The organism is Halobacterium zhouii (assembly GCF_021249405.1).
In the GTDB taxonomy this organism is placed as follows: Archaea; Halobacteriota; Halobacteria; order Halobacteriales; family Halobacteriaceae; genus Halobacterium; species Halobacterium zhouii.
Map to the genome: position 1 here is coordinate 80,271 of NZ_CP089593.1, position 26,062 is coordinate 106,332.

The following is a 26,062-nucleotide window of genomic DNA, read 5'->3' on the forward strand; positions in this document are numbered from 1 at the left end:
CTGGGGCGTCGCCCCAGCCCACACACCTCGACACCGTCGTGCCCAGTTGGGCACTTACAAACCATCAAGGCTGACGTACCTCCCAGTTGGGAGGTGGGCCCATAGCTCAGTGGTAGAGTGCCTCCTTTGCAAGGAGGATGCCCTGGGTTCGAATCCCAGTGGGTCCATCCCGCTCGGGAGTCACCGCGAACCGTGTCCCTTAAGTGGGACGCGGGGATACGGTGATTCCCAAGCAAGACTGATGCACCGCCCCGCGAGAGCGAGGGTGGGAAGGGTCGATGTACGCTCCCCGGTCACCACGGGGACGTGCGATGACGACCGTGTGTAAGTGCAATCCAGGCGCTCACTGGACTCGACCACCGTGGTCGAGTACCGACTGTTGGTCACATCCGTGACTCAACAGCGCTCAACCATTATGTGTTGAGCATCGTTGGCTGTTCTACAGCCAACATTCATCGTCGTTGGCTGCTCTGCAGCCAACATCTCGACCACTTCGTGTGGTTGAGTACCATATTCGTTGACTGCTCTGCAGTCAACACCAACGTGGCTACTGTGCCACCTGGTGGATAGCTCGGCTCGGATGCCGACGAAGGACGTGCCAAGCTGCGATAAGCCTGAGGGAGCCGCACGGAGGCTAAGAACTCAGGATCTCCTAATGGGAATCCCTTCAACAATTGCTTTGCGCAATAGGGAACGGCCGGAATTGAAACATCTCAGTACGGCCAGGAAGAGAAATCGAATGAGACGCCGTTAGTAATGGCGAATGAACGCGGCACAGTCCAAACCGAAGCCTTCTGGGCAATGTGGTGTTCGGACTGACTTTCATCGCTGGACAATTCACGTGAAGTCTCCTGAAACGGAGCGCGATACAGGGTGACAGCCCCGTACCGTGAATCAGTACAGCGTGCGTCAGTTCCAGAGTAGCGGGGGTTGGAAATTCCTCGTGAAGATGGCAGGCATCGACTGCTAAGACTAAGTACTCTCCGAGACCGATAGTGAACAAGTAGTGTGAACGAACGCTGAAAAGCACCCCACAAAGGGGGGTGAAATAGAGCTTGAAATCAGGTGGCGATGGAGCGACGGGGCATGAAAGGCCTCACTGGGAACGAACCGGGTGCAAGCCCGCAGTAGGACCTGTGAGGAGCCGATGTTCCGTCGTACGTTTTGAAAAACGAGCCAGGGAGTGTACCTGTTTGACGAGTCTAACCGGAGTATCCGGGGAGGCGTAGGGAAACCGATATGACCGCAGCATTGCCAGGGTCGCCGTGTTCAAGCGCGGGGAGTCAAACGGGTACGACCCGAAACCAGATGATCTACGCGTGGGCAAGGTGAAGCATGGCGAAAGCCATGTGGAGGCCTGTTAGGGCTGGTGTCTTACAACACCCTCCCGTGACCTACGTGTAGGGGTGAAAGGCCCATCGAATCTGGCAACAGCTGGTTCCAACCGAAACATGTCGAAGCATGACCTCTGCCGAGGTAGTTCGTGGGGTAGAGCGACCGATTGGGGAGTCCAACTCCGAGAGGAGTTGGCCCCCCTGTCAAACTCCGAACCTACGAACGCCGTGGACGCAGGGAATCCGGTGTGCGGGGTAAGCCTGTGCACCGTAAGGGAGACAACCCAGAGCTAGGTTAAGGTCCCAAAGTACGAGCTAAGTGCGATTGAAGGTGGTCTCGAGCCCTAGACAGCCGGGAGGTGAGCTTAGAAGCAGCTACCCGCTAAGAAAAGCGTAACAGCTTACCGGCCGAGGTTCGAGGCGCCCAAAATGATCGGGGCTCAAGTTCGTCACCGAGACCTGGCGGCGTGTGTCAAAGCACGATCCAGTAGGTTGGCACTCTGTTCGGGCGGAAGCTCGGGTGAGAACTCGACGTGGACCGAATAGGGAAGAAAATCCTGGCCATAGTAGCAGCGTTAGTCGGGTAAGAATCCCGACGACCGAAAGAGCAAGGGTTCCTCGGCAATGCTTATCAGCCGAGGGTTAGCCGATCCTAAGGTCCGTCGTAATTCGAGCGGATCAAAAGGGAAACTGGTTAATATTCCAGTGCTGCTGTACAGTGAAAGTCGACGCCTTGAGGTAGACTGAGCCGGGCCATCGCCCGGTCGAATCGTCGAAATCCGTGGAAGCCGTAATGGCACGAAGCGGACGAAAGTCGAGATAGGGAAACTCAGTCCAACTTAGGGCCCGTGAAAAGACGAGTACAGCATTCGTACCGAGATCCGACACAGGTGCTCTGGCGGAGAAAGCCTAGGTCTGTCGGGAACAACCGACGTTAGGGAATTCGGCAAGTTAGTCCCGTAAGTTCGCGATAAGGGATGCCTGCCCAGCAATTGGGCAGGTCGCAGTGTCTCGGAGGCTCCGACTGTCTAATAACAACATAGGTGACCGCAAATCCGAAAGGACGCGTACGGTCACTGAATCCTGCCCAGTGCGGGTATCTGAACACCTAGTACAATAGGACGAAGGACCCGTTAACGGCGGGGGTAACTATGACCCTCTTAAGGTAGCGTAGTACCTTGCCGCTTTAGTAGCGGCTTGCATGAATGGATCAACGAGAGCCTCACTGTCCCAACGTTGGGCCCGGTGAACTGTACGTTCCAGTGCGGAGTCTGGAGACCCCCAAGGGGAAGCGAAGACCCTATAGAGCTTTACTGCAGGCTGTCGCTGGGACGTGGTCGCTGATGTGCAGCATAGGTAGGAGCCGTTACACAGGTACCCGCGTTAGCGGGCCACCGAGGCATCAGTGAAATACTACCCGTCAGTGACTGCGACCCTCACTCCGGGAGGAGGACACCGGTAGCCGGGCAGTTTGACTGGGGCGGTACGCGCTCGAAAAGATATCGAGCGCGCCCTAAGTCCATCTCATCCGAGTCGGAGACTCGGAGAAGAGCGCAAGAGCATAAGATGGGCTGACAGTGTCCTACACAACGCGGGACGCTGACGCGAAAGCGTGGTCTAGCGAACCAATGAGCCTGCGCGATGCGGGCCATTGCTGACAGAAAAGCTACCTTAGGGATAACAGAGTCGTCACTCGCAAGAGCACATATCGACCGAGTGGCTTGCTACCTCGATGTCGGTTCCCTCCATCCTGCCCGTGCAGAAGCGGGCAAGGGTGAGGTTGTTCGCCTATTAAAGGAGGTCGTGAGCTGGGTTTAGACCGTCGTGAGACAGGTCGGCTGCTATCTATTGGGGGTGTTTTGGTGCTTGACAGGAACGTTCATATAGTACGAGAGGAACTATGAACGGGTGCCACTGGTGTATCGGTTGTCCGAGAGGGCAAGTGCCGAGCAGCTACGCACTACGGGGTAAGAGCTGAACGCATCTAAGCTCGAAACCCACCTGGAAAAGAAGCACCGCTGAGATCTCTCGTAGAAGACGAGTTCGATAGGCTTGGGGTGTACGCGCCGAGGCAACGAGGCGTTTAGCCCGCAAGTACTAACAGATCGATGCCACACACTCATGCACTCACCACATACGTGGTCGAGTCCAGGCGTTAACTGGATTGCACTTACACATGATCGTCCGCCGATACTGGTACCCGGATAGTCTTCCGGGTCAACGGTTCGATTCCGTTGGTCGGTATTAAGGCGGCCATAGCGGTGGGGTTACTCCCGTACCCATCCCGAACACGGAAGATAAGCCCGCCTGCGTTCCGGTCAGTACTGGAGTGCGCGAGCCTCTGGGAAATTCGGTTCGCCGCCTACCATTCATACTTCATTAGCCTCGAACAGCATCCATGCTGTTCGGGGCTTTTTGCATTTGTAACGCGGAGTGGCAACGCTCCAGTCCTCGTAGCGCGGTTCTGGTTACGTTGGACAACGGGGTGCTGCTAACCGTATTCGACGACGAGATACCCTACAGACATTCGACGATTAGCGCGCTTTGCTCCAGGTCGATCGCGAGCGTTGGATTGCACTGCGAACGCCACGAAGTCCGCGGGTGGTTCCGAGTCGCTATGCTTATGCGGGAGAACCGGTTACGGTGAATCGCGCCAAGGTGGCAGAGTCCGGCCTAACGCAGCGGCCTGCAGAGCCGCCCACCGCCGGTTCAAATCCGGCCCTTGGCTTTCGAGGTCGAACGCACTGAGGCCTCGACCGCTACCGAACAGCGAGCGAAGCGAGCCGTGAGGCGTCTTCTGACTGAGTGAAACGATGGGTGGGAGCCATCAGGCCGCGATTTGAACCAGGAAACGAAGCGGAGTGACCGAGGTTCAGTATTCGATCCGTGGCTTTTCTCGAACGATTTGATCGAAGAGGCATGCCGACAGCAAGCCCTCAACGAATACTGACGGCGAGCGAGACGAGCCACGAGTCACACGATGGCTGTGAGTTCCTGAGAGGCATCGCTGGGGTTCGACGTGGGCTAGCGTGGTCTAGTTGTACGGGAAGCGTCGAGTGAAGCGTATTCAGCTACAGCTGGTGGTCTGCCACGGATGCGGAAGAAGGGACTGTACGTGGGCCGTCAGTCGTTGCGTTTCGCGGCGGGGTTGGTGGTGGCGCCGTGGGCGGCGGAGCCGAATTGGTCGCCGTACTTCCGGAGGACGCCGCCGTCGTAGCGCGGGTCGGGTTCGTTCCAGTCTTCGCGGCGCGCGGTGAGTTCGTCGTCCGGGACGTCGACGGAGAGTTCGCGGCGGGGGACGTCGACGGTGACTTCGTCGCCGTCCTCGAGTAGCGCGATGGGGCCGCCGTTGGCTGCTTCGGGTGCGACGTGTCCGACCATCGGGCCGCGGGTAGCGCCCGAGAATCGGCCGTCCGTGAGGAGTGCGACGTCGTCCTCGTGGCCTTGGCCGACGACGGCGGCGGTGACACCGAGCATCTCACGCATTCCGGGGCCGCCCCGGGGACCCTCGTTTTTGATGGCGATGACGTCGCCGGATTCGATGTGCCCTTCCTGGACGTACGCCATGGCGGCTTCTTCGGATTCGAAGACGCGCGCTGGGCCGGTGTGTTGGGTTTCGTCCTCGCCGGTGACTTTGAGGACGGCGCCGTCCGGCGCGAGGTTCCCGGTGAGGACGGTGATAGCGCCGGTCTCGTGGAACGGGTCGTCGACCGGCCGGAGGAAGTCGACGCCGTCCTCGATGGTGCCGTCGACGCCGAGGTGGTCGAGTTCGGCTGCGATGGTGCGGCCGGTGACCGTGAGCGCGTCGCCGTGAATCAGGCCGGCGTCCAGGAGGCGGGCGAGGACGACCGGAACGCCACCGACCTCGTGGAGGTCGTTCATGACGCGTGAACCGCCGGGTTGGAGGTTCGCGATCTTCGGCGTGCGGTCGCTGATGGTGTTGAAGTCCTCGATGTCGAGGTCGATGCCTGCTTCGGCGGCGAGCGCGAGCAGGTGGAGGACGGCGTTCGTGGAACCGCCGAGCGCGACTTGTACGGCGATGGCGTTCTCGAAGCTGTTTCGGTCGAGGATGTCCGAGGGACGGCGGTCTTCGCGCACGCACTCGGTGGCGAGTTGGCCGGCGCGTTCGGCGACGCGGTAGCGCTGTTCGGATTCGGCTGGCGGGCTCGCTGACCCGAGCGGTGCGAGTCCGAGGGTTTCCGAGATGGCGGCCATGGTATTCGCGGTGAACATCCCGCCACAGGAGCCTGCGCCCGGGCAGGCGTTCCGTTCCATCTCTTCGAGTTCGGCTTCGGTCATGTCGCCAGATGCGACGGCGCCGACGCCCTCGAAGACGTTCTGGACGGTGATTTCGCGGCCGTCGTGTTCACCGGGCATGATGGAGCCACCGTAGACGAACACGGACGGGAGGTCGGTGCGGATGGCGGCCAGCATCATCCCAGGGAGGTTCTTGTCACAGCCCGCGACCGTCACCAGCGCGTCCATGCGTTCGCCGAACGCGACGAGCTCCACGGAGTCGGCGATGACTTCGCGGGAGATCAGCGAGGCTCGCATTCCTTCGGTCCCCATCGAGATGGCGTCGGAGATGGTGATGGTGCCGAACTCGATGGGCATTCCGTCACCGTCTTCGATGCCACCGATGGCGGATTCGGCGACGTCGTCGAGGTGGACGTTGCAAGGCGTGATGTCTGCGGCGGGGTTCGCGACGCCGACCATCGGCGAGGAGAGGTCGGCGTCGTCGTACCCCATCGCGCGGAACATTGCGCGGTGTGGGGCGCGTTCGGGTCCTTCCGTGACGTCGGCGCTGGGCAGGTCGTGGTCTTTCTCCTGTGTCATGGTGGTGTCTCGTGTTCGTAACTGGGAAACTGTCTCGACGGGCGTGGGGGTGTGAGCGTCGGTTCCGGCATTCAGATCGCCTCGAGAATCGCGTCGCCGATTTCTCGTGTCGTCGCGTCGCCGCCGAGGTCGGGCGTCGTCGGCCCGTGTTCCAGGACGTCCTCGACTGCACCGCGGACGCGGTCGCCGGCGTCGGTGTGTCCGAGGAAGTCCAGCAACATCGCGGCCGACAGCACGGCCGCCGTCGGGTTCGCGGTGCCGTCGCCGGCGATGTCCGGGGCGGTGCCGTGGACGGGTTCGAAGACGCCACGTTCGGGGCCGATGTTCGCCGACGGCAGCAGGCCGAGGCCGCCGACGAGTCCCGCTGCGAGGTCGGAGAGCACGTCGCCCGCGAGGTTCGGGGTGACGACCACGTCGTACTGTTCTGGGTGTTCGACGAGGTGCATCGCGAGCGCGTCCATCAGCGCCGCGTCCGTCTCGACGCCGCGGTCTGCGGCGACGTCTTCGACGGTCTCCCGGAAGAGGCCGTCAGTCACGCGCATCACGTTGGCTTTGTGCGCGACGGTGAAGCCGTCGGGTGCGTACTCGCAGGCGTACTCGGCGAGTCGCCGGCTGGCGGCTTCGGTGACGACGCGCGTGCAGGTCGTGACGCCGTCCGAGATCTCGGCCTCGTGGCCGGCGTAGACGCCCTCGGTGTTCTCCCGAAGGAAGACTAGGTCGGTCGCTGGTTGGACGGCGTCGACGCCCGGGTACGTTCGCGCGGGGCGGACGTTCACGAACGAGTCGACGGCCGCCCGCAGCGGGAGGATGACGTCCGCCGCCGTTTCGCCCGCTGCGCCGAACAGTGTCGCGTCGGCTGTCTCGACCGCGTCCCGGGTCTCGTCCGGCAGCGGCGTTCCGCGTTCCTCGGCGACGGCGTCGCCGGCGTCGACGTGCACGAACTCGAAGTCGCGGACGGCGTCCAGTACGTCGACGGCGACCGGCGTCACCTCACTCCCGATGCCGTCCCCGGGGACGACGGCGACCTCCTCAGACATCGGTGTAGGGGAGGCGCGCCGCGGTCTCTGTCACCGTGTCGGCGTTCGCCCGCATCAGTGCGGTCGTGTCCCAGACGCCGTCCACGAGCGCGCGTTGCTGGGCGTCGTCGACGTCGGCGTCGACGACCGTGTCGCCGCACCTGACCTCCTCGTCGACGATGTCCACGTGGACGTCGGCGTCGGGGGTGTCGTCGATGGCGTCCTGCAGCGCTTCGACGTCCTCGCGGGACGCCGTGACGGTCGGAATACCGAGCGCGAGGCAGTTCCCCGCGAATATCTCGGCGAACGATTCACCGACGATGGCGTCGATTCCCCACCGCATCAGCGCCTGTGGGGCGTGTTCGCGGCTGGAGCCGCAGCCGAAATTCGCGTTTACGACGAGGACGCTCGCGCTCTGGAACCGTTTCTCGTTGAATGGGTGTTCCAGCGGTTCGTCGTCGGCGTCGAACCGTTCGTCGAAGAACGCGAACTGCCCCAGGCCGTCGAAGGTGACGACCTTCAGGAAGCGCGCGGGAATGATCTGGTCGGTGTCGACGTCGTTCCCGCGCACGGGTACGCCCGTGCCCGCGACTTCCTCGACGGTGTCCGCGGGCACGCCGTCGCCGGACGTGTCCGCGTTCATGCGCGCACCTCCTCGACGTGTTCGAGTTCGCGGACGTCCGTCACCTCGCCGGTGATCGCCGCGGCGGCGACCATCTGCGGACTCATCAGCACCGTGCGGCCGTCCTTCGAGCCCTGACGGCCGACGAAGTTCCGATTCGAGGAGGACGCACACCGCTCGTCGCCGACGAGTTGGTCTTCGTTCATTCCGAGGCACATCGAGCAGCCGGCGTTCCGCCAGTCGAAGCCGGCGTCCGTGAACACGTCATCGAGGCCCGCCGCTTCGGCGGCGGCCTTCACTCGCTGGCTCCCAGGGACGACCATCGCGCGGACGTCGTCGTGGACTTCGCGGCCCCTGACAACGTCTGCTGCTTCCCGGAGGTCGGGGAGGCGGGCGTTCGTACAGCTACCCAGGAATGCGACGTCGACCTGGTAGCCGGCCATGGTGTCGCCGGGTTCGACCGCCATGTGTCGTTGCGCGTCCCGCGCGGTGGCTCGTTCGTCCGCGGGCAGATCCTCGGGAGCGGGGACGGCTTCGGTGATGCCGACGCTCTGTCCGGGCGTCGTTCCCCAGGTGACCGTGGGTTCGAGGCTGTCGCCGTCGACGGTGACGACGTCGTCGTACTCGGCGTCCGGGTCGCTCTTGATGGAGTCCCAGTACTGTTTCAGCTCATCGAACTCGTCGCCCTCGGGGACTTCGTCGCGACCCGCCAGGTAGTCGTAGGTGGTGTCGTCGGGGTTGACGTAGCCCGCGCGAGCGCCGCCCTCGATGCTCATGTTGCAGACGCTCATCCGGCCGGCCATGTCCATCGCCTCGACGGCCTCGCCGCCGTACTCGTAGACGTACCCGACGCCGCCGTCGGTGCCCAGTTTCCGGATGACAGCCAGGATGACGTCTTTCGGCGTGACGCCGTCTCCCAGTTCGCCCGTGACCTCGATGCGTCGGACGCGTTGTTTCTCCATCGCGACACACCCCGTGGCGAGCACGTCCCGAATCTGGGAGGTGCCGACGCCGAACGCGAGCGCGCCGAACGCACCGTGCGTCGCGGTGTGGGAGTCCCCGCAGACGATGGTCGTGCCGGGTTGCGTGAGTCCTTGCTCGGGGCCGACGACGTGGACGATGCCCTGTCGGCCGGTCGTCGGGTCGTCGAAGTCGATGTCCGCGTCGCGCACGTTCTGCTCTAGTCGGGACATCATCTCCTCGGCGGCCTCGTCACTGTACGGCCGCGACTGGTCGGCGGTCGGCACGATGTGGTCGACGGTGGCGTGCGTGCGCTCGGGGTACGCGACGTCGATGCCGCGCTCTTCGAGCATCCCGAACGCCTGCGGGCTCGTGACCTCGTGGATCAGGTGCAGGCCCACGAACAGCTGTGTCTGCCCGGTCGGCAGCTCCGTCACCGCGTGCTCGTCCCAGACCTTGTCGTACAGCGTGCCGTCACTCATCGCTATCCTCGTTGCTACGGTCGCTACTCTCGTTGCTACGGTCGCTACCCTCGTTGCTACGTGCGCTCGCTTCGCCGCCACGCTCCCAGACGCGGTTAGCGTCAGCTCCCTCGCCCGACGGCGTCTTGTCCACGTCCCGCATCGTGCGTTCAGTGGCCTCCTCCGGTTCGTCGTCGCCGCCTGTGGCTGCTGACGTCGCGCCGCCGCGTTCGCCGCCGTCGGCCGCGACGCTCGGGCCGCGCTGGAACAACCGGCCGAGGGCGTTCGTGGCGTGCTCGGGCGCGGCGGGGTTGCGCTGGCTGACGTCCCGCATCGTCCGCTCAGTCATCGGCGGACACCTCCTGCTCGTGCTGGGTCTCCTGTGCGGTCTCCTCGTCGGCCCACGCGAACAGCTGCCGGAGGCGTTCGCCGACCGCCTCGACCTCGTGGTTCTGCTCGGCGTTCCGGCGCTGGCGGTAGGCCGGCCGGTTCGCCTGGTTCTCGGCGATCCACTCGCGGGCGAACTCGCCGTTCTGCACCTGCTCTAAGACCGCCTCCATGTTCTCACGGACGGACTCGTCGATGACCGCCTCGCCGCGCGTGAGGCCACCGTACTCCGCGGTGTCGGAGACGGAGTCCCACATCGCGGTCAGCCCATCCTCGTACATGAGGTCGACGATGAGTTTGAGTTCGTTCAGGCACTCGAAGTACGCCATCTCCGGGCTGTAGCCCGCGTCCACGAGCGTTTCGTAGCCTGCCTTCGTGAGTTCGGCGACGCCACCACACAGGACGGCCTGCTCGCCGAACAGGTCGGTCTCCGTCTCCTCGCGGAACGTCGTCTCCACGACGCCCGCGCGGGCGCAGCCGATGGCGTCGGCGTACGCCAGCCCTTCCTGGCGCGCCTCCCCGGTGGCGTTCTGGTAGACCGCGAGGAGTGCCGGCGTCCCCTGACCGGCCTCGTAGTTCCGGCGCACGAGGTGGCCGGGGGACTTCGGCGCGACCATCGTCACGTCGACGCGCTCGGGCGGCTCGACCTGCCCGTAGTGGACGTTGAACCCGTGCGCGAGCTGGAGCGTGTCACCCGCCTCGAGTTCGGGCTCGATGGCCTCGAACACCTCCGGCTGGACGGTGTCCGGCACCAGTACGGACACGACGTCCGCGTCGCTGGCTGCGTCCACGGGCGTCTCGACGCGAAGGCCGTCGGCTTCCGCCGCGTCGCGCGACGAGGAGTTCTCTCGCAGGCCGACGACGACGTCGACACCGCTGTCCGCGAGGTTCTGCGCGTGGGCGTGGCCCTGGCTGCCGTAGCCGAGGACGGCAACGGTCTTGTCCTCGAGGTGGCGTCGGTCTGCGTCCGATTCGTGGTACACTGGCTGCGTGAACTGGTTGTCTGGGTCTGTCATTTGAGGTAGTCAGGAACGACTGCTGTCTTGGTCTCGCCGCGCGCCAGCGCCGTCTGGCCGGTTCGCGCGATTTCTCGGATGCGGAACTGGCTGTAGGCGTCGATGGCGTCGTCGATCTTCTGTTCGTCACCGGTCAACTCGACCGTGATCGTCCGCGGCCCTGCGTCGAGGGTCTTCCCGCTGTACATCTCCGTGATCGCGTGGACTTCGTGGGGGCGGTCGGCGTCGACTTTCACCACCACGAGCTCCCGGGTCACGGCGTCGGCTTCGAGTTCCCGGACGTGGATCACGGGCACGACCTTCTCCAGTTGCTTCTCGAGCTGGTCGATTCCGGGGTCGGGCTCCTCGACGACGACCGTGACACGCGCCCAGTCGTCGTTCTGGCTGTTCGCGACGGTCAGCGACTCGATGTTGAACTGGCGTCGGCTGAACAGCCCGGAGATGCGCGCCAGCACGCCCGGTTCGTGCTCCACGAGCGCCGAGATGACGGTGCGTCGCGGCGAGTGTTCGGCCTCCGCCTCCGGGTCGATTCGGATGCCCTGGGCGTTCCGCCGTCCGTTCGGTTGCTGGCGCTCTTCGGGCGCCGGCCCCGGCAGGTTCTGCGTCCGCGGTTCGTCGTCGCGTGCGGCCCCTCGCTCGCTCATAGGTGGTCCTCCGTGAGCGCGAACTGGCCGTTGTCGCCGCCCGAGGGCACCATCGGGTAGACGTCCTCGGTCGGGTCGATGTAGACGTCCACCACGCTCGGCCCGTCGACGGCCAGTGCGTCCTCCACGACGTCGGGAACGTCGTCGTACGCCTCGATGCGGAAGCCGTCCACGCCGAATGCCTCCGCCACTCGGTCGAACTCGGGCACCCAGGAGTACTCCGACGCCATCCGTCGACCGTCGAAGAACGCGTCCTGCCACTGCCGGACCATCCCGATGGCCTCGTTGTTCAGCACGAACACGGTGATGTCGAGGTTCTCGCGCGCAGCGACCACCAGCTCCTGGCAGGTCATCATGAAGGACCCGTCCCCGTCGAAGCAGACGACGGACTGGTCGTCGTCGGCGGCGAGTCGGGCGCCGATGGCCGACGGTAGCCCGTACCCCATCGTGCCGAGGCCGTGGCTCGACACCCACGTCCGGGGTTCGGTGTACGTCCAGTACTGGCACGCCCACATCTGGTGCTGGCCGACACCGGTCGTGACGACGGTGTCGTCAGCAGTCGCGGCGTCCACGGTTTCGACGACGAACTGGGGTTTCACCGGCTCGTCCTCGGGGAATGCCGACGCGTCGGGCGCGCCGTCGCCGCTGTCTGCGGCCGGGACGGCGTAGTCCATCGGATACTCGGCCTTCCAGTCGGCGCACTGCGCGACCCAGTCGGTGGTGGTCGGGGACCGTTCCAACGCGTCGTCGAGTTGGTCGACGACCGTCGCTGCGTCCCCGACCAGGGGGTGGTCGGCCTCGACGTTCTTGGACAATTCGGCCGGATCGATGTCGACGTGGACGACCGTCGCGTCCGGCGCGAACGAGTCCACGCCGCCGGTCAACCGGTCGTCGAAGCGCGTACCGACCGCGAGCAGGCAGTCGGTCATCGTCACCGCCATGTTCGCGTACCCGGTGCCGTGCATCCCCGCCATCTCCAGGGCGAGGTCGTGGTTCTCCGGGAACGCGCCGATACCCGGCATCGTCGTCGCGACCGGAATCTCGTGGTTCTTCGCGAACGCCCGCACCTCGTCGGTGGCGTCGCCCTTCACGACGCCACCGCCCGCGAGAATCAGCGGCCGGTCGGCAGCGGCGATGACCGTCGCCGCCGCGTCGACGGCTCTTTCGTCCGCTCGCTCTTGCACAGAGACCGTGTCGGGAACTGACGGTTCGCTCGGGTCGACTGCCGTCTCCGCGGTCGTCACGTCCTTCGGCAGGTCGACGAGCGTCGGGCCCTGACGGCCGCTGGCCGCGAGCGCGAACGCCGTCGAGACGTCGTCGCCGACCTCGTCCACGTGCGACGCGAACGTGGTGGACTTCGTCACGGGCGTCGTCACGCCGACCGTGTCAGTCTCCTGGAAGGCGTCGTTCCCGACCAGATCCGAGGGAACCTGGCCGGTGAGCGCGACGACCGGTTCGGAGTCCATGTCGGCGTCCGCGACGCCTGTCACGAGGTTCGTTGCGCCGGGGCCGGACGTCGCCATGCAGACGCCCGGATTGCCGGTGACGGCGCCGTAGGCATCGGCGGCGTGGGCCGCGCCCTGCTCGTGGGCCATCGTCACGTGCGAAACGCCATCAACGTCGTACAGCGCATCGTAGACTGGCATGATGGCGCCGCCCTGCACGCCGAACACCGTCTCGACGCCCGCCGCCTCCAGCGCCGCGACGACGGCGTCGGCGCCGGTCGAGGCTCGCTTTGCTCCCTCGGTGGGGGACTCGACCTCCCGCTCTGCTCCCTCGGTGGGGGACTCGACCTCCCGCTCTGCTCCCTCGGTGGGGGACTCGACCTCCTGTTCGTGTTCCTCGTCGCTTGCGTCGGACGGGGGAGTCGGTGCGTTGGCGTCCGGCGTCGCTTCGCTCGGTCGTTCGGTGCCGTCGAACTCCGGCACCGCGCCCTGGTCTGTCATCGATACCCCTCGCTCGGTGTGGTGTCTCGGTGGTCTGGCGCTGCGTTCGTCATTACGGATGCTGCTGCGGTGGCTGTCTGTCGGATACGTTGCCGGCCGGGTTGGGGAGAAGTGAGTGTAGGGGAGCTTACGCCCCTACAATACCGATACCGACAGTCACACCGCTGGCCGCGAGGGCGACCGAACGTGCGGTGTGGGGCTGCATCGTAGCACCCGCTACCGTGCCGACGCATATAGCTGTGGCTGGTGGCGCAAGGCTTGCGAGGCGTCACGCCGTCACCTCACCTCGCTCGCGTTCGACGCCTGCCTCGCCGGCGAACGCTCGCAGCACGGCGTCCGTGACGACGTCGCCGTCGGCGGCGTGGGCTTTCACCTTCCGCGTGATCTCCCGCACCTCGTCGTCGGTCGGTTCGAAGCCGGCCTCCTCGAGGTGTCGGCGGATTGCGTGCGTGCCCGAGTGTTTTCCGAGCACGACCTCGCGCTCGGCACCCACCATCTCCGGGGTCATCACGCCGGGCTCGAACGTTTCACTGTTCTCGATGACGCCGGCGGCGTGGATGCCGGATTCGTGGACGAACGCGTTCGCGCCCACCACGGGCTTGTTCACCGGAATCGGAACCGACGAGCGCTCGGCGACGGTCTCGGCGACGTCCGCGATAGCGGTCGTGTCGACGCCGGTGTCCGCACCGTAGACGCTCTCGGCGGCCATCACGACCTCCTCGAACGCCGCGTTGCCGGCGCGCTCGCCGATGCCGTTGACCGACACCTGCACCTGGTCGGCGCCAGCCTCGACGCCCGCGAGCGCGTTCGCGGCCGCGAGCCCGAAGTCGTCGTGCGTGTGCACGTCGATGCGGGCGGCCACGCGTTCGCCGACGTACTCGACGAGGTCGGCGAATCGCCGCGGCGTCGCGACCCCGCACGTGTCCGTGACGTTCACCCAGTCCGCGCCCGCCTCGTCGACAGCCTCGACGACGTCGGCGAGGTACGCTGGGTCGGTTCGCGTCGCGTCCATCGGCGAGAACATCACCTCGACGCCGGCGTCGGCCGCGCGCTCGACCGCTGCGACGGAGCGCTCGACGACCTCCGCTCTCGTACTGTGCATCGAGTCCTCGATCTGGACGTCGCTGGTCGACGCGAACACGTGAATCATGTCCACGCCGGCGGAAAGCGCCGCCTCGACGTCCGACTCTACGACGCGAGCGAGCCCGCACGTCGTCGCGGTTGTCGCGTCGGCGACATCCGCCACGGCCTCGGCTTCCGCCTCACCGTTCGCCGGGAATCCGGCTTCGACGACGTCGACGTCGGCGTCGTCCAGTGCGGCCGCTATGGCGCGCTTGTCGTCGTAGCTGAACGACGTGCGTGGCGTCTGCTCGCCGTCGCGGAGCGTCGTGTCGAAAACTCGGACCGATTCGAACTCGTTACGCTGGGCTAATGTGCCCTGGAAGAACCCGTTCCCCCGGACTTACACCGGGCGTCTCGTTGTGAGACATCGTACCACCCACCAGTTCCCGGGTGTACTTACGTCTTCCCCAGGTGGCAGACGTTGCCACGCGACGCGTTCCTGACACTCCTCGACGAGGCGCTCGCCGAATTGGTTCGGCGAACGAACCAGCACAAGAGAACGTTCTACCGGCTCCTATCGTCCGGTATGCGTCACCGCGGCGGTGGGTGGAGCAGCGCCCGCGCTCTGCTCTGGAAAGTAACGATTATACGCCGCCCGCTCTTGGCTCCGGATATGCAACGACGCGCTGCGGCGGTGTCCATCGCCATCTTCCTTCTGCTGGCGGCCGGTTCGTATTCGCTCATCGGGGCGGCTCAGCAACCGTCGGTGACCGTCGAGAACCCGGATTATTCGGTCGCGGCGAACGAGTCGCGGACGATCAGCGGAACGACGTACACCTTCACCGAGGTCGGCTCTGACTCGGCGACGGCGACGTGGACGAACGAGTCCGCTCGACAGACGGCGACGCTGGACGCGGGCCAGAACGTCACGTACGAAGGGGACAACTACTCCGTGTTCATCCCGAACGCGTCGAACGTCTCGGAGTTCGAGCTCCGCGAGGTCCAGACTGTCGACCGGCCGACGGTCGAGCAGAACGGGACGACGTACGTGATCGTCGAGGAGGACGGCGACCGCGTGCTGGTGCCCCGCGAAGAGTATCTCCCGGAGCAGACGGTCCACACGTTCCAGGTCGGCGACGAGTTCCCGTACCAGGGCAATTCGACGACGGTCGCGTCCGTGGCGAACACGTCCGTGACCCTAGAGTGGTTCGCGCCCGAGCAGATGTCCGTCGAGTTCAGTGAGGGTGAGAACACGACGATCGGCGACGTGAACTATCTCGCGCACTTCGACCCGGCGGAGGGTCCGTCGGAGGACAAGTCGCTCCTGAAGCTGACGACGAAGTACCGCGATTACCACGAGGACACGGAAGCACAGACGTTCTTCCACGAGCGCATGAGCGGCCTCTGGGGGATCGTCATCCTGAGCAGCATCGCGGCGGCGTTGCTCGCGATGCTCGCGTACTTGCCGTCCCGGTACTGAACTCGACGTCGCGGTCCTGACCTGGTTTCGCGCTTTCTGTTGTTCGCTGGTCGGTGCGCGTTCGTTCCGTCAGCGTTACGGTGTTCCGAGGCGAGGCGTCGTGCATGCAACAGCAGGTGTTCGCTGACAAGTTGGACGCGCTCGGTGTGCTCGTCGGTGTGTTCGTCGCGCTTGCCGGTCTCGGCACGCTCGTGGGGATGCCGTGGCAGTACACGAGTGGCGCGGTCACGATGGTGCTCCAGATTCTCGGCGCGCTAGCGACTGTCGCGCTCGGCGTCGGTCTGGCGTGGCTCACGCACCAGTAGATATTCCACTGGATCAGCGCTCGCCTCGCGTTCGTTCCCCGTAGCGTCGTCCGATCTACGCGCGGCAAGACCGATACGCATTCTACGACGTCGCAGAAGCGGGCCGAAGGGGATTTGAACCACACCCAGACGTGCTCACTTCGTTGCGCGCGACTGGTCTACTTCAAATCCCTCGGCCGGTTCACTCGTGGCTACGCGACTCGTTGCACGGGCCGAAGGGGATTTGAACCCCTGACCGTCTGGTTAAAAGCCAGACGCTCTGCCGGACTGAGCTATCGGCCCTCGTGGGGTTCTGGGTCGCCGCGACGTTAAACGTTTACCATCCTCGGAACGCTTACCTCGCCGTCCGTGGTTGGGTTCCACATGGACGACCTGCGGGAGTTCGTGGCGGAGTTCGTCTCCTTCGAGTCCACGGAGGGTGAGGAGGGCGAGGCGGCGGCGTGGTTCGCCGACCGACTCGACGAGTTCGGCTTCGAGACGCACGAGTGGGAGGCGGACGCCGACCGGTTAGCCGGGCATCCGTCGTTCCCCGACGACCCCGGCGACATCGACGTCGCGGGGCGACCGAGTGTGGGTGGCGTTCTCGAGTTCGGGGACCCCGACGCGGGGAAGACGGTGGTGCTGAACGGCCACCTCGACGTCGTGCCGGCGGAGCGCGACGTGTGGACGACGGACCCGTTCGAACCGACGTGGAACAGCGACGAGTTGACGGCGCGTGGCGCGGCGGACATGAAATCCGACCTGGCGGCGTGCGTGTTCGCGGCGCGACAGCTCGCGGACCAGCAACACGGTGAAACGACGCACGAACTCGACGGGCGAGTGGTCGTCGAGGGCGTCGTGGGGGAGGAGTCCGGCGGCGTCGGTGCGGCGGCCGCGGCTCTCGACAACCCGTATTCGTTCGAGCGGGACGCCGCCATCGTCGCGGAGCCGACGGAACTCACGCCCGTGGTTGCCTCGGAAGGCTGCGTGATGAAGCGACTCCGTCTCGCGGGGCGGTCGGCCCACGCCGCGACGCCGTGGCGCGGCGAGTCGGTGCTCCCGCAGTTCGAGGCGATCGAGGACGCGTTCGCGGACCTCGCCGCGGAGCGCGAAGAACGCGTCACACACGACCTCTACGAGGAGTTCCCGACGAAGTGGCCGGTGGTCTGCGGGACCGTCGAGGCGGGCGACTGGCCGTCGACGGTGCCGGCGTCGCTCACGGCTGAGTGGCGAATCGGTGTCGCGCCCGGGGAGTCGGTGGCTGACGTCGAAGCCGAGTTCGAGGCGCGACTGCGCGAGGTCGCGTCGGAACGCGAGTGGCTTCGCGAACACCCGCCCGAGTTCGAGCGGTTCTCCGTGCAGTTCGAGCCAGCCGAGATCGACCCGGACGAACCGGTCGTGCGCGCGGTCCAGCGCGGGATGGAACGGCACGGACTCGCGGACACCGAGCCGAGGGGCGTGACGTACGGCGCGGACGCCCGTCACTACGTCGGGGCGGGGATTCCGGCGGTCATCTTCGGGCCGGGGAGCATCGAGCAGGCGCACTTCCCGGACGAGACCATCGACTTCCGCGAGGTGGAGGCGGCGGTGGACGTGCTCGCGGCCGCCGTCCGGGAGTTCCTCCCGGAACGTCGCTCGGAGTAGTCACGCGGTGTCGAGGTACTCCCGCAACGCGTCCGCGACGACGTCGTCGGCGTCGCGGTCGATGGTGGACGTGTGCTGGTGGAGGTCGCGGTGGACGTCGGCGGGGAGCGTGACCGCGAGCTCGCCTGGTGTCACACCGTGGTCCGCGAGCGCGTCGTCGGGGTCCTGGCCGTCGTTGACGGCGCTGGCGGCACTCCGAACGTTTCTGACGGTGAGGTCGTGGTCGATGACAGCCCACGCCAGTTCGTAGCGCGCGTCACCGCTCACGCGAGCGATGTGTTTGGCGGCGCTCGGCGGGATGGTGCCGCGAGCGACGTGCTGTCGGATGGGCCGCGGCAGGTCGTGGACGCGCGCCCACTTCCGGACGAAGGTCACGTCGACGTGGTCGCCGGCTTCGCTGGCGGCGACGCTGTACGAACCGGTCGCGCGGACGAGCGCGCCACACGCGGCGGCGCCGCGGAGCACGTCGAGTTCGCTCGCTCCGAGGTCGCCGCTCGCGAACGCGCTCACGGTGTCTTTCGCGTCAGCGACGCGCTCAGGGTCGTCCGGGTCGAACGAGACGGCGTCGCTAGCGCGCTCGCCGGTGACGCGTTCGTCGCCCCGTACGACCGGGTCTCCGACGGGGGACTCTCGACCGCTGGGCGGCGATGAACCGTCGGTCATAGACGGAGTAGTGGTGTGGCGGGTAAAACACCTACTCCTCGGACTGGTTGCGGTACTCGGTGAGGTGTTCCCAGATCTCCACACAGCCGGCTCCGGGCTCGACGTCCGTGAGGTGGTCGGCGTCTCGTTCGTTCTCGGCTTCGTTTCCGTCCACCCGTTCGTGCTCGTCGTCCCGTCGCTCGTTCATGCTTCGCCCTCCGCGTCGAACAGTTCCGGGGCGACGTCGGCGGGCGCGTGCTGGCGCCGGCCTCCGTCCCGGGATTGCTCGGACATATGGCAACCAAAGACACGCAGAGTGGATAACTGCGCGTTCGCCCGCAACGCCCGCCACCGCTCCCCGGAAGCGGCGGGTACTGACGGTATCGAGGACACGCAGTAACTGCTGCCAGCGTCGACGAGGTCTCCTTCCGTGCCCGCCTAACGGGAGTATGACGACGCGAGTGCGGTTGCTCGACGACGCCGCGTGGGTGAGCGTGAACGACACGCGAGTGGCGGGCGTGAGCGAGGTGTGGCCAGTAGCGGGAGCGTTCTGCTCGTGTCCCTTGACGTGGCTCGGCGTGGAGGCGTTCGTCGAAGCTGGCGTGACCGGGCGGCGTGTAGACGCCCGCGTGCACGGCCACTGTGTGGTCTGTGGTGAATCCGGAGAAACGGGCTGGCTCCCCGTGGGTCGGATGACTGACGATGGCTTTCGGTCTGTCGTGGGTGCCCGCGGATACCGGCAACGTTCTCCGGTCTTCGGTGGCCGCGGGGAGGTTTGACGGGAAACCCACTTTGGTAACCGTTCCCTGCGATACGCACTCTATGGCGACCGATGTAGAGCAGTGGAAAGACGAGGTCTACGGCAACGAGATACGGGAGCACCTGTTCGAGTTCGCCGAGCAGGGCTGGAAGAGCATTCCCGAGGACGAACAGGACGCCTGGTTCGAGCGCTTCAAGTGGTGGGGGTTGTACCACCAGCGGCAGGGCCAGGAGTCGTACTTCATGATGCGCATCGGAACGCCGAACGGTGTTCTGGAACCGGGGCAACTCCGGACGATCGCGGAGGTCGCCGACGAGTACGCGCGCGGCCCGGTGGAGAACCCCGAGTTCGGGGAGGCGTACTGCGACTGGACGACCCGCCAGTCCGTCCAGCTCCACTGGATTCGCCTGGAGGACGTCCCCGATATCTTCGAAAAACTGGAGTCGAACGGGCTCTCCACCCAGCAGGCCTGCGGTGACTCCTGGCGGAACATCGTCGGCTGTCCGGTCGCCGGGAAGGACACCCACGAGCACGTGGACGCGTGGCCGGTTGTAGAGGAACTCAACGAGACGTTCAAGGGAAGCGACGACCACTCGAACCTCCCCCGCAAGTGGAAGGTGTCGGTCACGGGCTGCGAGCAGGGCTGTGGCCAGGGTGACATCAACGACCTCGCGTTCGAACCCGCCGAGAAGGACGGCGAGCTCGGTTTCAACGTTCGCGTCGGCGGTGGCCTCGCTCGAAAGGAACCGCGCTTCGCGCGGAACGTAGACGTCTGGGTTCCCCCGGAGCGAGTGAGCGACGTTGCGGGCGGCGTCTCCGCGCTGTTTCGCGACCACGGCGACCGGGACGACCGCTTCAACGCCCGCGTGAAGTTCCTCGTGGACGAGTGGGGACCGGAGAAGGTTCGCCGCGTCCTCCAGGAGGAGTACGTCGACTGGGAGCTTCGGACGGCGGGCGAGGACCTCCGCGACGAGTACACGTACAACTCGGGTGGCAGCCACAGCGACCACGTCGGCGTCCACGAACAACCCGACGGCCGCTACTACGTCGGCCTGAACGTGCTCGTGGGCCGCATGGGCGTCGACGACGTGTTCGAACTCGCGGCCCTCGCGGACGACTACGGCTCGGGCGAGGTCCGACTCACGCAGCGCCAGAACGTCATCGTCACGGACGTACCCGAGGACCGCCTCGACGAGTTCCTCGACGAAGAGCTGCTGGGCGACTACTCACCCGACCCGAGTCCGTTCATGCGCGGGTCCATTGCGTGCACGGGAACGGAGTTCTGCTCGCTGTCCATCGTCGAGACGAAGAATCGCCAGGTGCGGTACGCGCGTTGGCTCAAGGAGAACGCTGACCTCCCGGCCGACGTGGAGAACTTCCACATCCACCTCTCGGGCTGCACGGCGTCCTGCGCGCAGCCCCAGATCGCCGACGTGAGTCTCCGCGGGATGAAGACCCGGAAGGACGGCGAAGCCGTCGAGGCCCTGGACGTCGGTCTAGGCGGCGGACTCGGAGAGGAGCCGCAGTTCGCGCGCTGGGTGACCCACCGCGTTCCCGTCGACGAGGTGCCGGGGTACCTCGTGAACCTCATCGACGCGTTCAGCGACGAACGTGACGATGGCGAATCCTTCCGTGAGTTCGCCGCGCGCCACTCCGAGGAGGAACTCGCGGCGCTCGCGGAACCCGAGGAGACCGACTACGACGACCCCTACATGCACAACACGAAGTTGACGTGGTACCCGTACGCGGAAGAGGACGACATGGACGCGAGCCCCGTCACGAGTGACGACTGATGCCCGAGCGCGTTCTCCCCGTCAATGCGTACACGACCCTCGACCTGGCGGCGTACGAGGCGGAGGGTCACGGCTGGCTCGACGAGTCCCACGCCGTCGTCGACGTCGCAACCGAGGACGGCCAGGTCATCCTCGAACTCGAGGCAGACGGGGCTGACACCTCCCTCGACGCGCACGCGGATCGTCTCCGCCTCGATGCGGACGACGCCCGCACGCTCGCTGCTGCGCTCGACGATGCGGCCGAGCAGCTCTGACCGGTGGACGCGTTCTGAACGCGGAACGACCGTTGGAGAACTGTCGCGCCTGCCGTCTCTCGTTCTCAGAGTTCGATGCCGGTGCCGTTCTCTGGCGCGCTCGCGTCGAACCCCGCGTCGCGTAACTCCGCCGCGAACGCCGGACAGCGGTCACCGTGGTTCACGAGCACGTCGGCGTCCCGGTACGAGTCGAGGAAGTCGAGCAGGCCGTCTCGGTCAGCGTGCGCGGAGAAGTCGTGGCCTTCGACCCGCGCCGCGACGCGCATGTGTCGCCCGTCGATTTCGGCACTCCCGGTCTTCAGCAGGTCGTGTCCGGGGGTCCCCTCGACCTGGTGGCCCGTGAATGCGACCTTGTGCTGGGGGTTGCCCGCGATAGCGGGGATGTAGGTCATCGCAGGGCCGCCCGCGAGCATCCCCGCCGTCGTCACGATGGCGGCGTGCTGGTCGGCGATCCGCTTCCGCTGTTCGTCCCGCGTCGACTTGTCGAGGAAGCGCGCGTGGCCGCAGGCTCGGCGAAACGCCTCGGGGTCGCGCAGGAATCCAGGTGTGTGTTTGAACCGGTCGGTGACGGCGACGCCCATGCCGTCGACGTAGCAGTCGATGCCGTAGGCTTCACACACCATCATCGCTTCCTGGGTGCGGCCGACCGCGAACGCGGGGACGACGACAGTGCCGCCCTCGTGGAGCGTCTGCTCGACGGAGCGCGCGAACTGCTCTTCTATCGTCGCGCGCTCTGGTCGCGTGACGTCCGAGTACGTGGCTTCGCAGACGACCACGTCGGCGTCGGGGCGGGCAGTGGTGCCGGAGAGCAGTCGCTGGTCGGCGGTGTTGAAATCGCCCGTGTAGAGGAGTCGGGTGTCGCCATCGTCGATCAGGACGTGCGCGCTGCCGGGGATGTGCCCGGCATCGTAGAACGTCACCTCGTAGCCGGCTGCCTCGAAGGACTCACGGTAGCCGTGGGTCTCGGACACCTCCCCGAGGCGTGCGAGTTCCGCGTGCGTGAACGGGCAGTCGTAGCGCCCGCCCTGCAGTTTGAGTGTGTCCTTCGCGAGCAGGCGCGCGAGGTCCCGTGTTGGCGGCGTCCAGTGTATCGGCGGCCGGCTGTCGCCCGCGAGGAGCGCGGGAAGCAGTCCCGCGTGGTCGAGGTGGCCGTGGCTCACGACCACGGCGTCCGGGTCGACGTCGGCGGGGTACCGCGGCGGGTTGCCGCCCTCCATTCCGTAGTCGATGAGGAGGGAGTCGTCGACGAGGAGGGCGCTCCGGCCGATTTCGCGCGCGCCGCCGAGGAACCGCAGGTCCATGGCGTCGTCGTAGTGGAGCGAGGGGCTTGTGTGCGTCGTTGTGCTGGCGGGGGAGACGATTTACTCCGCCCACGCGGCTCACGGCTCACTTTGTTCGCCGCTCGCGGTTCCGTGGTTCTCACTCGCTCACTTCGTTCGCTCGTTCCGAACCACGCCCTCACTCCGCCCACGCGGTGATCCGGAACTCCCGGTAGCCGCCGTGTGACGCTTCGAGGGCGCCCATCCACCAGTTCCAGCGCTCGGCCGGACCGCCGCCGGGCGCGTCCGCGAGGTGTTCGAGGAGCACGTCGGCCGTGAGTTCGGCATCGAAATCGCGCTCGAACGCTCCAGAGTCCGCGAGGTCGCCCGCCGCACGCGCGACGGTACGGCGCTCCGCTGGCGTCCCCTCGAACGCCTGCCGCAGGTGAAGCATCAGCACTTCCCGGTCCATCCGTGGCGCTCGTACGCACGGGTGTTGCTTCAAGTCTGGGGGTGAAGGTCCGAGTCTGGGACGAAGTGAGTGGTCGCGTGCGGGGGGAACCGTTACCACGGGGGCGGCCCAACTCACACGCGATGTCCGACCTCGAATTGACGGACGCCGACTGGAACGTACAGTACATCGACGGCGAGTGGGTGCCACTGGGTGACCGCGACACCATCGACGTCGAGGACCCTTCGACCCGGGACACGTTCGCCACCGTCCCCGCCGGCACCGAGGACGACGTCGATGCCGCCTACGAGGCCGCCGCCGACGCCCAGTCGGAGTGGGCAGCGAAGCCACCACAGCAGCGAGCGTCCGTCGTTCGAGGTGCCCGCGACCTTCTGAAGGAGCACCGAGACGACATTTTGGACCTGCTCGCCGCCGAATCCGGAACCACGCGCACGAAGGGGTTCGCGGAGTTCTACACGTCCGTCGGCATCACCGGCGAAGCCGCCTCGTTCCCCACGCGCATCTCCGGTGACCACCGCGACTCCACCGTCGAGGGCAAGGAGAACCTCGTCGTCCGCGAGCCGAAGGGCGTCGTCGGCGTCATCTCGCCGTGGAACTTCCCGCTGAACCTCTCGATTCGCGCCGTCGCGCCCGCGCTCGCCACCGGGAACAGCGTCGTCCTCAAGCCCGCCTCGAACACACCCGTCACGGGCGGCCTGCTCCTCGCCAAACTGTTCGAAGCCGCGGGCCTCCCCGAGGGCGTGCTCAACGTCGTCACCGGGAAGGGCTCCGAGGTCGGCGACCGCATCGCCGGCCACCCCGAGAGCGACGTCGTCGCGTTCACCGGTTCGACCGCGGTCGGCCGCCAGGTCGCGTCCACCGCAGCCGAGCACCTCGCCACGCCCGCAATGGAACTCGGCGGGAACAACGTCCACGTCGTCACCGACGACGCCGACCTCGACCAAGCGGTCGACGCCGGCGTGTTCGGTTCGTTCCTCCACTCGGGACAGGTTTGTATCTCCATCAACCGCCACCTCGTCCACGAGGACGTCTACGACGAGTACGTCGAGCGCCTCGCCGACCGCGCCGCGGAACTCCCCACCGGCAGCGCACACGACGGCAACACCATCGTCGGCCCCATCATCGACGAATCACAGCGCGACCAGATGCTCGAGTTCGTCGAGGAGACCGTCGACGCCGGCGCGACGCTGGAGACGGGCGGCGGCCACGACGGCCTCGTCGTCGAACCCACGGTGCTCTCGAACGCCACCAACGACATGTCCGCGGCGTGCAACGAACACTTCGGCCCCATCGCCCCCGTCATCCCGTTCAGCGACGACGAGGAAGCCATCGAGATGGCGAACTCGACGGAGTACGGACTCTCCGGCAGCGTCCACGCCGGCGACCTCGGCCGCGCACGCGACATCGCCGACCGCATCGACACCGGGATGATTCACATCAACGACCAGCCCATCAACGACGAACCCCACGTCCCCTTCGGCGGCGTCGGCGACTCCGGCATGGGCCGCTACAACGGTGAATCCGTCATGGAGGAGTTCACCGAACAGAAGTGGATCAGTATTCAGAGAGAAGATCGGGACTATCCCTTCTAAAGCGACCTTTTGCTCTGCGGGCGCGCTTCGCGCGCCCTCGGCAAAAGCTCGGCCAAAAGCACTCCTCCTTCACTTCACGCGCTTCGCTTGCTCCGTTCAGTCGTCGGCCCGAGCGTTCGCGTTGCTCGCGCTCGGTGTCTTCACGAACGTAGTGAGTGAAGGCTCGTTGAGCGAAGCTCAACGGTGAATCGCACGTCTCGGGTTCTTACGAACCGCTCGGCCCGCGAATGCTAGTGGCGACCAACTGTTGCGACTGCCGATACCTGCCGGCTGCGTAGGTTCAAGTACCAGAACGGGACCAACCCTGTCCGTGACCTGAATAGGGCCGCGAGGCGAATGCGGTTCGAGGCAGCGCGCCTCGGTACGCACGGACAGCTGTCCGTAGCGTGAGTGCGACACCGCCTCGCGGAACGCAGTCGTCGCCCGTGAGCAATCTGCGTCGAGTGGTAAGACCGTCCCGAGCGACGGATACAGGCAGAGTCGGTGCTGCCTGCAGACACCGGGAGCGCCGTCAACGTGGCTATGGCGGTGGCTTCGACGGGTTTTTGAACAGCGCCCGACTCGTTGCACGCATGGCTACGTTTCAGGTCGTCGTCGCCGACCCCGAGTCGGGGCAGACCTACCAGCGAGAGATAGACGGACAGGACGCGAATCGCTTCCTCGGCCTCGACATCGGCGAGGAAGTCGACGGCTCCGCCGTCGGCCTCGACGGCTACACCGTCGAGATCACCGGTGGCAGCGACGCCGCCGGCCGACCGATGCGAGGCGACGTCTCCGGCTCCGGGCTGACGGACGTGCTCCTCGACGGCGGCGCCGGCTTCAACCCCCAGCGCGACGGCGAGCGCAAGCGCGTCAGCGTTCGCGGGCGCGAAGTCTCGGACGCCACCGAGCAGCTCAACGTCGCCGTCGCGGACCGTGGCGACACCTCCATCCCGGTTCTCTACGGGCTCGAGGAGCCCGAGGAGGAAGCGGAGGAGGACACCGACGAAGAAGCCGACGCGGACACCGAGGACGCGGACGAGCAGGAAGCCGAAGCCGAATCTGAGAACGCGGACGAAGCCCAGGACGCGGACGACGACGAGGAGTAATCGAACGCCACGCTTTTTCGCGGTGACCGCCAACGACCCACTGTGAGCGACTACGACGCCTACCTCGCTGGCGACCGGCCCGACCACGTCGCACTCTACCTCTCCGAGTCGTACGTCTCGGACGTGTCGGACCTCGCGAACCGCGAGGACGCCGAGCGCGTAGACGATGGTGTCGTGCTCGTCGTCGACGGCGAGCGCGGCCGCAACGTCTTCCAGTCCATCACGGGCATGGCCGCGATGGATTTCAGTTCTGCTGCAATGGACAACCCTGGACACGTGAACGCCGCGCTGGACGGCGGTGACTGCCCGGCAGCGACCGACGACGCAAACGAAAACCACCACGTCGAGTTCGTCTTCTCGTTCGCGGAAGCCGAGAATCAGGACGTCGGCGGGCTCTACGCGGAGGGCGACGTCATCCACGCGTACGCGTACTGCGCGTGCGGGGAGACGTACTCGGACAAGTGGATCGCGGGCGAGCGCTGAGAAAACGCTAGAATCGACGCGCTGGTG

At 66.0% G+C, this 26,062-nt stretch carries 20 protein-coding genes, 3 tRNA genes, 2 rRNA genes and 2 pseudogenes; 13 read left to right on the forward strand and 14 right to left on the reverse strand.

Annotated elements, in window-relative coordinates; all coding sequences use genetic code 11:
• The first annotated feature begins 95 nt into the window (after window positions 1-95).
• The 4 genes from LT970_RS00405 (at window position 96) to LT970_RS00420 (ending at window position 4,062) form a co-directional block, all read left to right on the forward strand.
• Window positions 96-167, forward strand: a tRNA-Ala gene (locus LT970_RS00405).
• Between the two features lie 371 nt (window positions 168-538).
• Window positions 539-3,454 (forward strand): 23S ribosomal RNA (locus LT970_RS00410).
• Between the two features lie 125 nt (window positions 3,455-3,579).
• Window positions 3,580-3,701, forward strand: a 5S ribosomal RNA gene (gene rrf, locus LT970_RS00415).
• Between the two features lie 285 nt (window positions 3,702-3,986).
• Window positions 3,987-4,062, forward strand: a tRNA-Cys gene (locus LT970_RS00420).
• A 395-nt stretch (window positions 4,063-4,457) separates the two neighbouring features.
• On the opposite strand, the gene ilvD is transcribed toward LT970_RS00420, so the two are convergent.
• From ilvD to LT970_RS00465, 9 genes and pseudogenes are all read right to left on the reverse strand, one after another.
• On the reverse strand, window positions 4,458-6,170 hold the full coding sequence (gene ilvD / locus LT970_RS00425; protein WP_232686998.1) for a dihydroxy-acid dehydratase: 1,713 nt from the start codon (window positions 6,168-6,170) through the stop codon (window positions 4,458-4,460).
• 71 nt (window positions 6,171-6,241) lie between these two features.
• Window positions 6,242-7,207, reverse strand: coding sequence for an isocitrate/isopropylmalate dehydrogenase family protein (locus LT970_RS00430; protein WP_232686999.1), 966 nt, complete (start codon window positions 7,205-7,207; stop codon window positions 6,242-6,244).
• Window positions 7,200-7,829 (reverse strand): 3-isopropylmalate dehydratase small subunit, encoded by a 630-nt coding sequence (leuD, locus tag LT970_RS00435; RefSeq protein ID WP_232687000.1) that lies wholly within the window; start codon window positions 7,827-7,829, stop codon window positions 7,200-7,202. The genes LT970_RS00430 and leuD overlap by 8 nt, the downstream gene beginning before the upstream one ends.
• A complete protein-coding gene (leuC, locus tag LT970_RS00440) occupies window positions 7,826-9,250 on the reverse strand; it encodes a 3-isopropylmalate dehydratase large subunit (protein ID WP_232687001.1) in 1,425 nt (474 codons plus the stop codon). Before leuC ends, leuD begins: the two co-directional genes overlap by 4 nt.
• On the reverse strand, window positions 9,243-9,578 hold the full coding sequence (locus tag LT970_RS00445) for a DUF7989 family protein (RefSeq protein WP_232687002.1): 336 nt from the start codon (window positions 9,576-9,578) through the stop codon (window positions 9,243-9,245). Before LT970_RS00445 ends, leuC begins: the two co-directional genes overlap by 8 nt.
• Window positions 9,571-10,632 (reverse strand): ketol-acid reductoisomerase, encoded by a 1,062-nt coding sequence (ilvC, locus tag LT970_RS00450; protein ID WP_232687003.1) that lies wholly within the window; start codon window positions 10,630-10,632, stop codon window positions 9,571-9,573. The genes LT970_RS00445 and ilvC overlap by 8 nt, the downstream gene beginning before the upstream one ends.
• A complete protein-coding gene (ilvN, locus tag LT970_RS00455; RefSeq protein ID WP_232687004.1) occupies window positions 10,629-11,276 on the reverse strand; it encodes an acetolactate synthase small subunit in 648 nt (215 codons plus the stop codon). The genes ilvC and ilvN overlap by 4 nt, the downstream gene beginning before the upstream one ends.
• Window positions 11,273-13,222, reverse strand: coding sequence for a biosynthetic-type acetolactate synthase large subunit (gene ilvB, locus LT970_RS00460; protein WP_232687005.1), 1,950 nt, complete (start codon window positions 13,220-13,222; stop codon window positions 11,273-11,275). The genes ilvN and ilvB overlap by 4 nt, the downstream gene beginning before the upstream one ends.
• Window positions 13,223-13,490: 268 nt before the next feature.
• Window positions 13,491-14,669 (reverse strand): annotated as a pseudogene (locus LT970_RS00465) (LeuA family protein); the annotation flags it as partial.
• A gap of 288 nt (window positions 14,670-14,957) precedes the next feature.
• On the opposite strand from LT970_RS00465, the gene LT970_RS00470 reads away from it, so the two are divergent.
• Window positions 14,958-15,764, forward strand: coding sequence for a hypothetical protein (locus LT970_RS00470; RefSeq protein ID WP_232687006.1), 807 nt, complete (start codon window positions 14,958-14,960; stop codon window positions 15,762-15,764).
• Window positions 15,765-15,868: 104 nt separating this feature from the next.
• On the forward strand, window positions 15,869-16,069 hold the full coding sequence (locus LT970_RS00475; RefSeq protein ID WP_232687007.1) for a DUF8123 family protein: 201 nt from the start codon (window positions 15,869-15,871) through the stop codon (window positions 16,067-16,069).
• A gap of 208 nt (window positions 16,070-16,277) precedes the next feature.
• Here the strand turns inward: LT970_RS00475 and LT970_RS00480 are convergent.
• Window positions 16,278-16,351, reverse strand: a tRNA-Lys gene (locus LT970_RS00480).
• Window positions 16,352-16,432: 81 nt separating this feature from the next.
• On the opposite strand from LT970_RS00480, the gene LT970_RS00485 reads away from it, so the two are divergent.
• On the forward strand, window positions 16,433-17,692 hold the full coding sequence (locus LT970_RS00485) for a M20/M25/M40 family metallo-hydrolase (protein WP_232687008.1): 1,260 nt from the start codon (window positions 16,433-16,435) through the stop codon (window positions 17,690-17,692).
• Here the strand turns inward: LT970_RS00485 and LT970_RS00490 are convergent, their stop codons facing one another.
• Together LT970_RS00490 and LT970_RS00495 are read right to left on the reverse strand one after the other, a co-directional pair.
• The gene (locus LT970_RS00490; RefSeq protein WP_232687009.1) at window positions 17,693-18,355 is read right to left on the reverse strand and encodes a DUF7119 family protein; all 663 of its coding nucleotides are present in this window, start codon (window positions 18,353-18,355) and stop codon (window positions 17,693-17,695) included. It abuts the gene before it with no gap.
• A 31-nt stretch (window positions 18,356-18,386) separates the two neighbouring features.
• Window positions 18,387-18,542 carry a DUF8595 family protein gene (locus LT970_RS00495; protein WP_232688711.1) on the reverse strand — a complete coding sequence of 52 codons (156 nt, stop codon included), beginning with the start codon at window positions 18,540-18,542 and terminating at the stop codon, window positions 18,387-18,389.
• Window positions 18,543-18,783: 241 nt separating this feature from the next.
• Here LT970_RS00495 and LT970_RS00500 point away from each other — a divergent pair, with 241 nt between their 5' ends.
• The 3 genes from LT970_RS00500 to LT970_RS00510 are packed head-to-tail and all read left to right on the forward strand — an operon-like array spanning window position 18,784 to window position 21,141.
• A complete protein-coding gene (locus LT970_RS00500) occupies window positions 18,784-19,113 on the forward strand; it encodes a DUF8134 family protein (protein WP_232687010.1) in 330 nt (109 codons plus the stop codon).
• Window positions 19,114-19,156: 43 nt separating this feature from the next.
• Window positions 19,157-20,887: a nitrite/sulfite reductase gene (locus tag LT970_RS00505; protein WP_232687011.1), complete on the forward strand. Its 1,731-nt coding sequence runs from the start codon at window positions 19,157-19,159 to the stop codon at window positions 20,885-20,887.
• On the forward strand, window positions 20,887-21,141 hold the full coding sequence (locus LT970_RS00510; protein WP_232687012.1) for a DUF6360 family protein: 255 nt from the start codon (window positions 20,887-20,889) through the stop codon (window positions 21,139-21,141). The genes LT970_RS00505 and LT970_RS00510 overlap by 1 nt, the downstream gene beginning before the upstream one ends.
• Window positions 21,142-21,206: 65 nt before the next feature.
• Here LT970_RS00510 and LT970_RS00515 read toward each other — a convergent pair whose 3' ends face one another.
• The gene (locus tag LT970_RS00515) at window positions 21,207-22,442 is read right to left on the reverse strand and encodes an MBL fold metallo-hydrolase (protein WP_232687013.1); all 1,236 of its coding nucleotides are present in this window, start codon (window positions 22,440-22,442) and stop codon (window positions 21,207-21,209) included.
• A 157-nt stretch (window positions 22,443-22,599) separates the two neighbouring features.
• Window positions 22,600-22,905 carry a WNWW family protein gene (locus tag LT970_RS00520; RefSeq protein ID WP_489886101.1) on the reverse strand — a complete coding sequence of 102 codons (306 nt, stop codon included), beginning with the start codon at window positions 22,903-22,905 and terminating at the stop codon, window positions 22,600-22,602.
• Window positions 22,906-22,994: 89 nt separating this feature from the next.
• Here LT970_RS00520 and LT970_RS00525 point away from each other — a divergent pair, with 89 nt between their 5' ends.
• The 3 genes and pseudogenes from LT970_RS00525 (at window position 22,995) to LT970_RS00535 (ending at window position 26,035) form a co-directional block, all read left to right on the forward strand.
• Window positions 22,995-24,464, forward strand: coding sequence for an aldehyde dehydrogenase family protein (locus LT970_RS00525; protein ID WP_232687015.1), 1,470 nt, complete (start codon window positions 22,995-22,997; stop codon window positions 24,462-24,464).
• Window positions 24,465-25,036: 572 nt separating this feature from the next.
• Window positions 25,037-25,429 (forward strand): annotated as a pseudogene (locus LT970_RS00530) (30S ribosomal protein S6e); the annotation flags it as partial.
• A gap of 165 nt (window positions 25,430-25,594) precedes the next feature.
• A complete protein-coding gene (locus LT970_RS00535) occupies window positions 25,595-26,035 on the forward strand; it encodes a DUF5807 family protein (RefSeq protein WP_232687017.1) in 441 nt (146 codons plus the stop codon).
• Window positions 26,036-26,062 lie beyond the last annotated feature (27 nt).

Coding starts and splice junctions, on each gene's coding strand:
- ilvD (WP_232686998.1), bottom strand. CDS start 6,170: ATGACACAGGAGAAAGACCACGACCTGCCCAGCGCCGACGTCACGGAA.
- LT970_RS00430 (WP_232686999.1), bottom strand. CDS start 7,207: ATGTCTGAGGAGGTCGCCGTCGTCCCCGGGGACGGCATCGGGAGTGAG.
- leuD (WP_232687000.1), bottom strand. CDS start 7,829: ATGAACGCGGACACGTCCGGCGACGGCGTGCCCGCGGACACCGTCGAG.
- leuC (WP_232687001.1), bottom strand. CDS start 9,250: ATGAGTGACGGCACGCTGTACGACAAGGTCTGGGACGAGCACGCGGTG.
- LT970_RS00445 (WP_232687002.1), bottom strand. CDS start 9,578: ATGACTGAGCGGACGATGCGGGACGTCAGCCAGCGCAACCCCGCCGCG.
- ilvC (WP_232687003.1), bottom strand. CDS start 10,632: ATGACAGACCCAGACAACCAGTTCACGCAGCCAGTGTACCACGAATCG.
- ilvN (WP_232687004.1), bottom strand. CDS start 11,276: ATGAGCGAGCGAGGGGCCGCACGCGACGACGAACCGCGGACGCAGAAC.
- ilvB (WP_232687005.1), bottom strand. CDS start 13,222: ATGACAGACCAGGGCGCGGTGCCGGAGTTCGACGGCACCGAACGACCG.
- LT970_RS00470 (WP_232687006.1), top strand. CDS start 14,958: ATGCAACGACGCGCTGCGGCGGTGTCCATCGCCATCTTCCTTCTGCTG.
- LT970_RS00475 (WP_232687007.1), top strand. CDS start 15,869: ATGCAACAGCAGGTGTTCGCTGACAAGTTGGACGCGCTCGGTGTGCTC.
- LT970_RS00485 (WP_232687008.1), top strand. CDS start 16,433: ATGGACGACCTGCGGGAGTTCGTGGCGGAGTTCGTCTCCTTCGAGTCC.
- LT970_RS00490 (WP_232687009.1), bottom strand. CDS start 18,355: ATGACCGACGGTTCATCGCCGCCCAGCGGTCGAGAGTCCCCCGTCGGA.
- LT970_RS00495 (WP_232688711.1), bottom strand. CDS start 18,542: ATGAACGAGCGACGGGACGACGAGCACGAACGGGTGGACGGAAACGAA.
- LT970_RS00500 (WP_232687010.1), top strand. CDS start 18,784: ATGACGACGCGAGTGCGGTTGCTCGACGACGCCGCGTGGGTGAGCGTG.
- LT970_RS00505 (WP_232687011.1), top strand. CDS start 19,157: ATGGCGACCGATGTAGAGCAGTGGAAAGACGAGGTCTACGGCAACGAG.
- LT970_RS00510 (WP_232687012.1), top strand. CDS start 20,887: ATGCCCGAGCGCGTTCTCCCCGTCAATGCGTACACGACCCTCGACCTG.
- LT970_RS00515 (WP_232687013.1), bottom strand. CDS start 22,442: ATGGACCTGCGGTTCCTCGGCGGCGCGCGCGAAATCGGCCGGAGCGCC.
- LT970_RS00525 (WP_232687015.1), top strand. CDS start 22,995: ATGTCCGACCTCGAATTGACGGACGCCGACTGGAACGTACAGTACATC.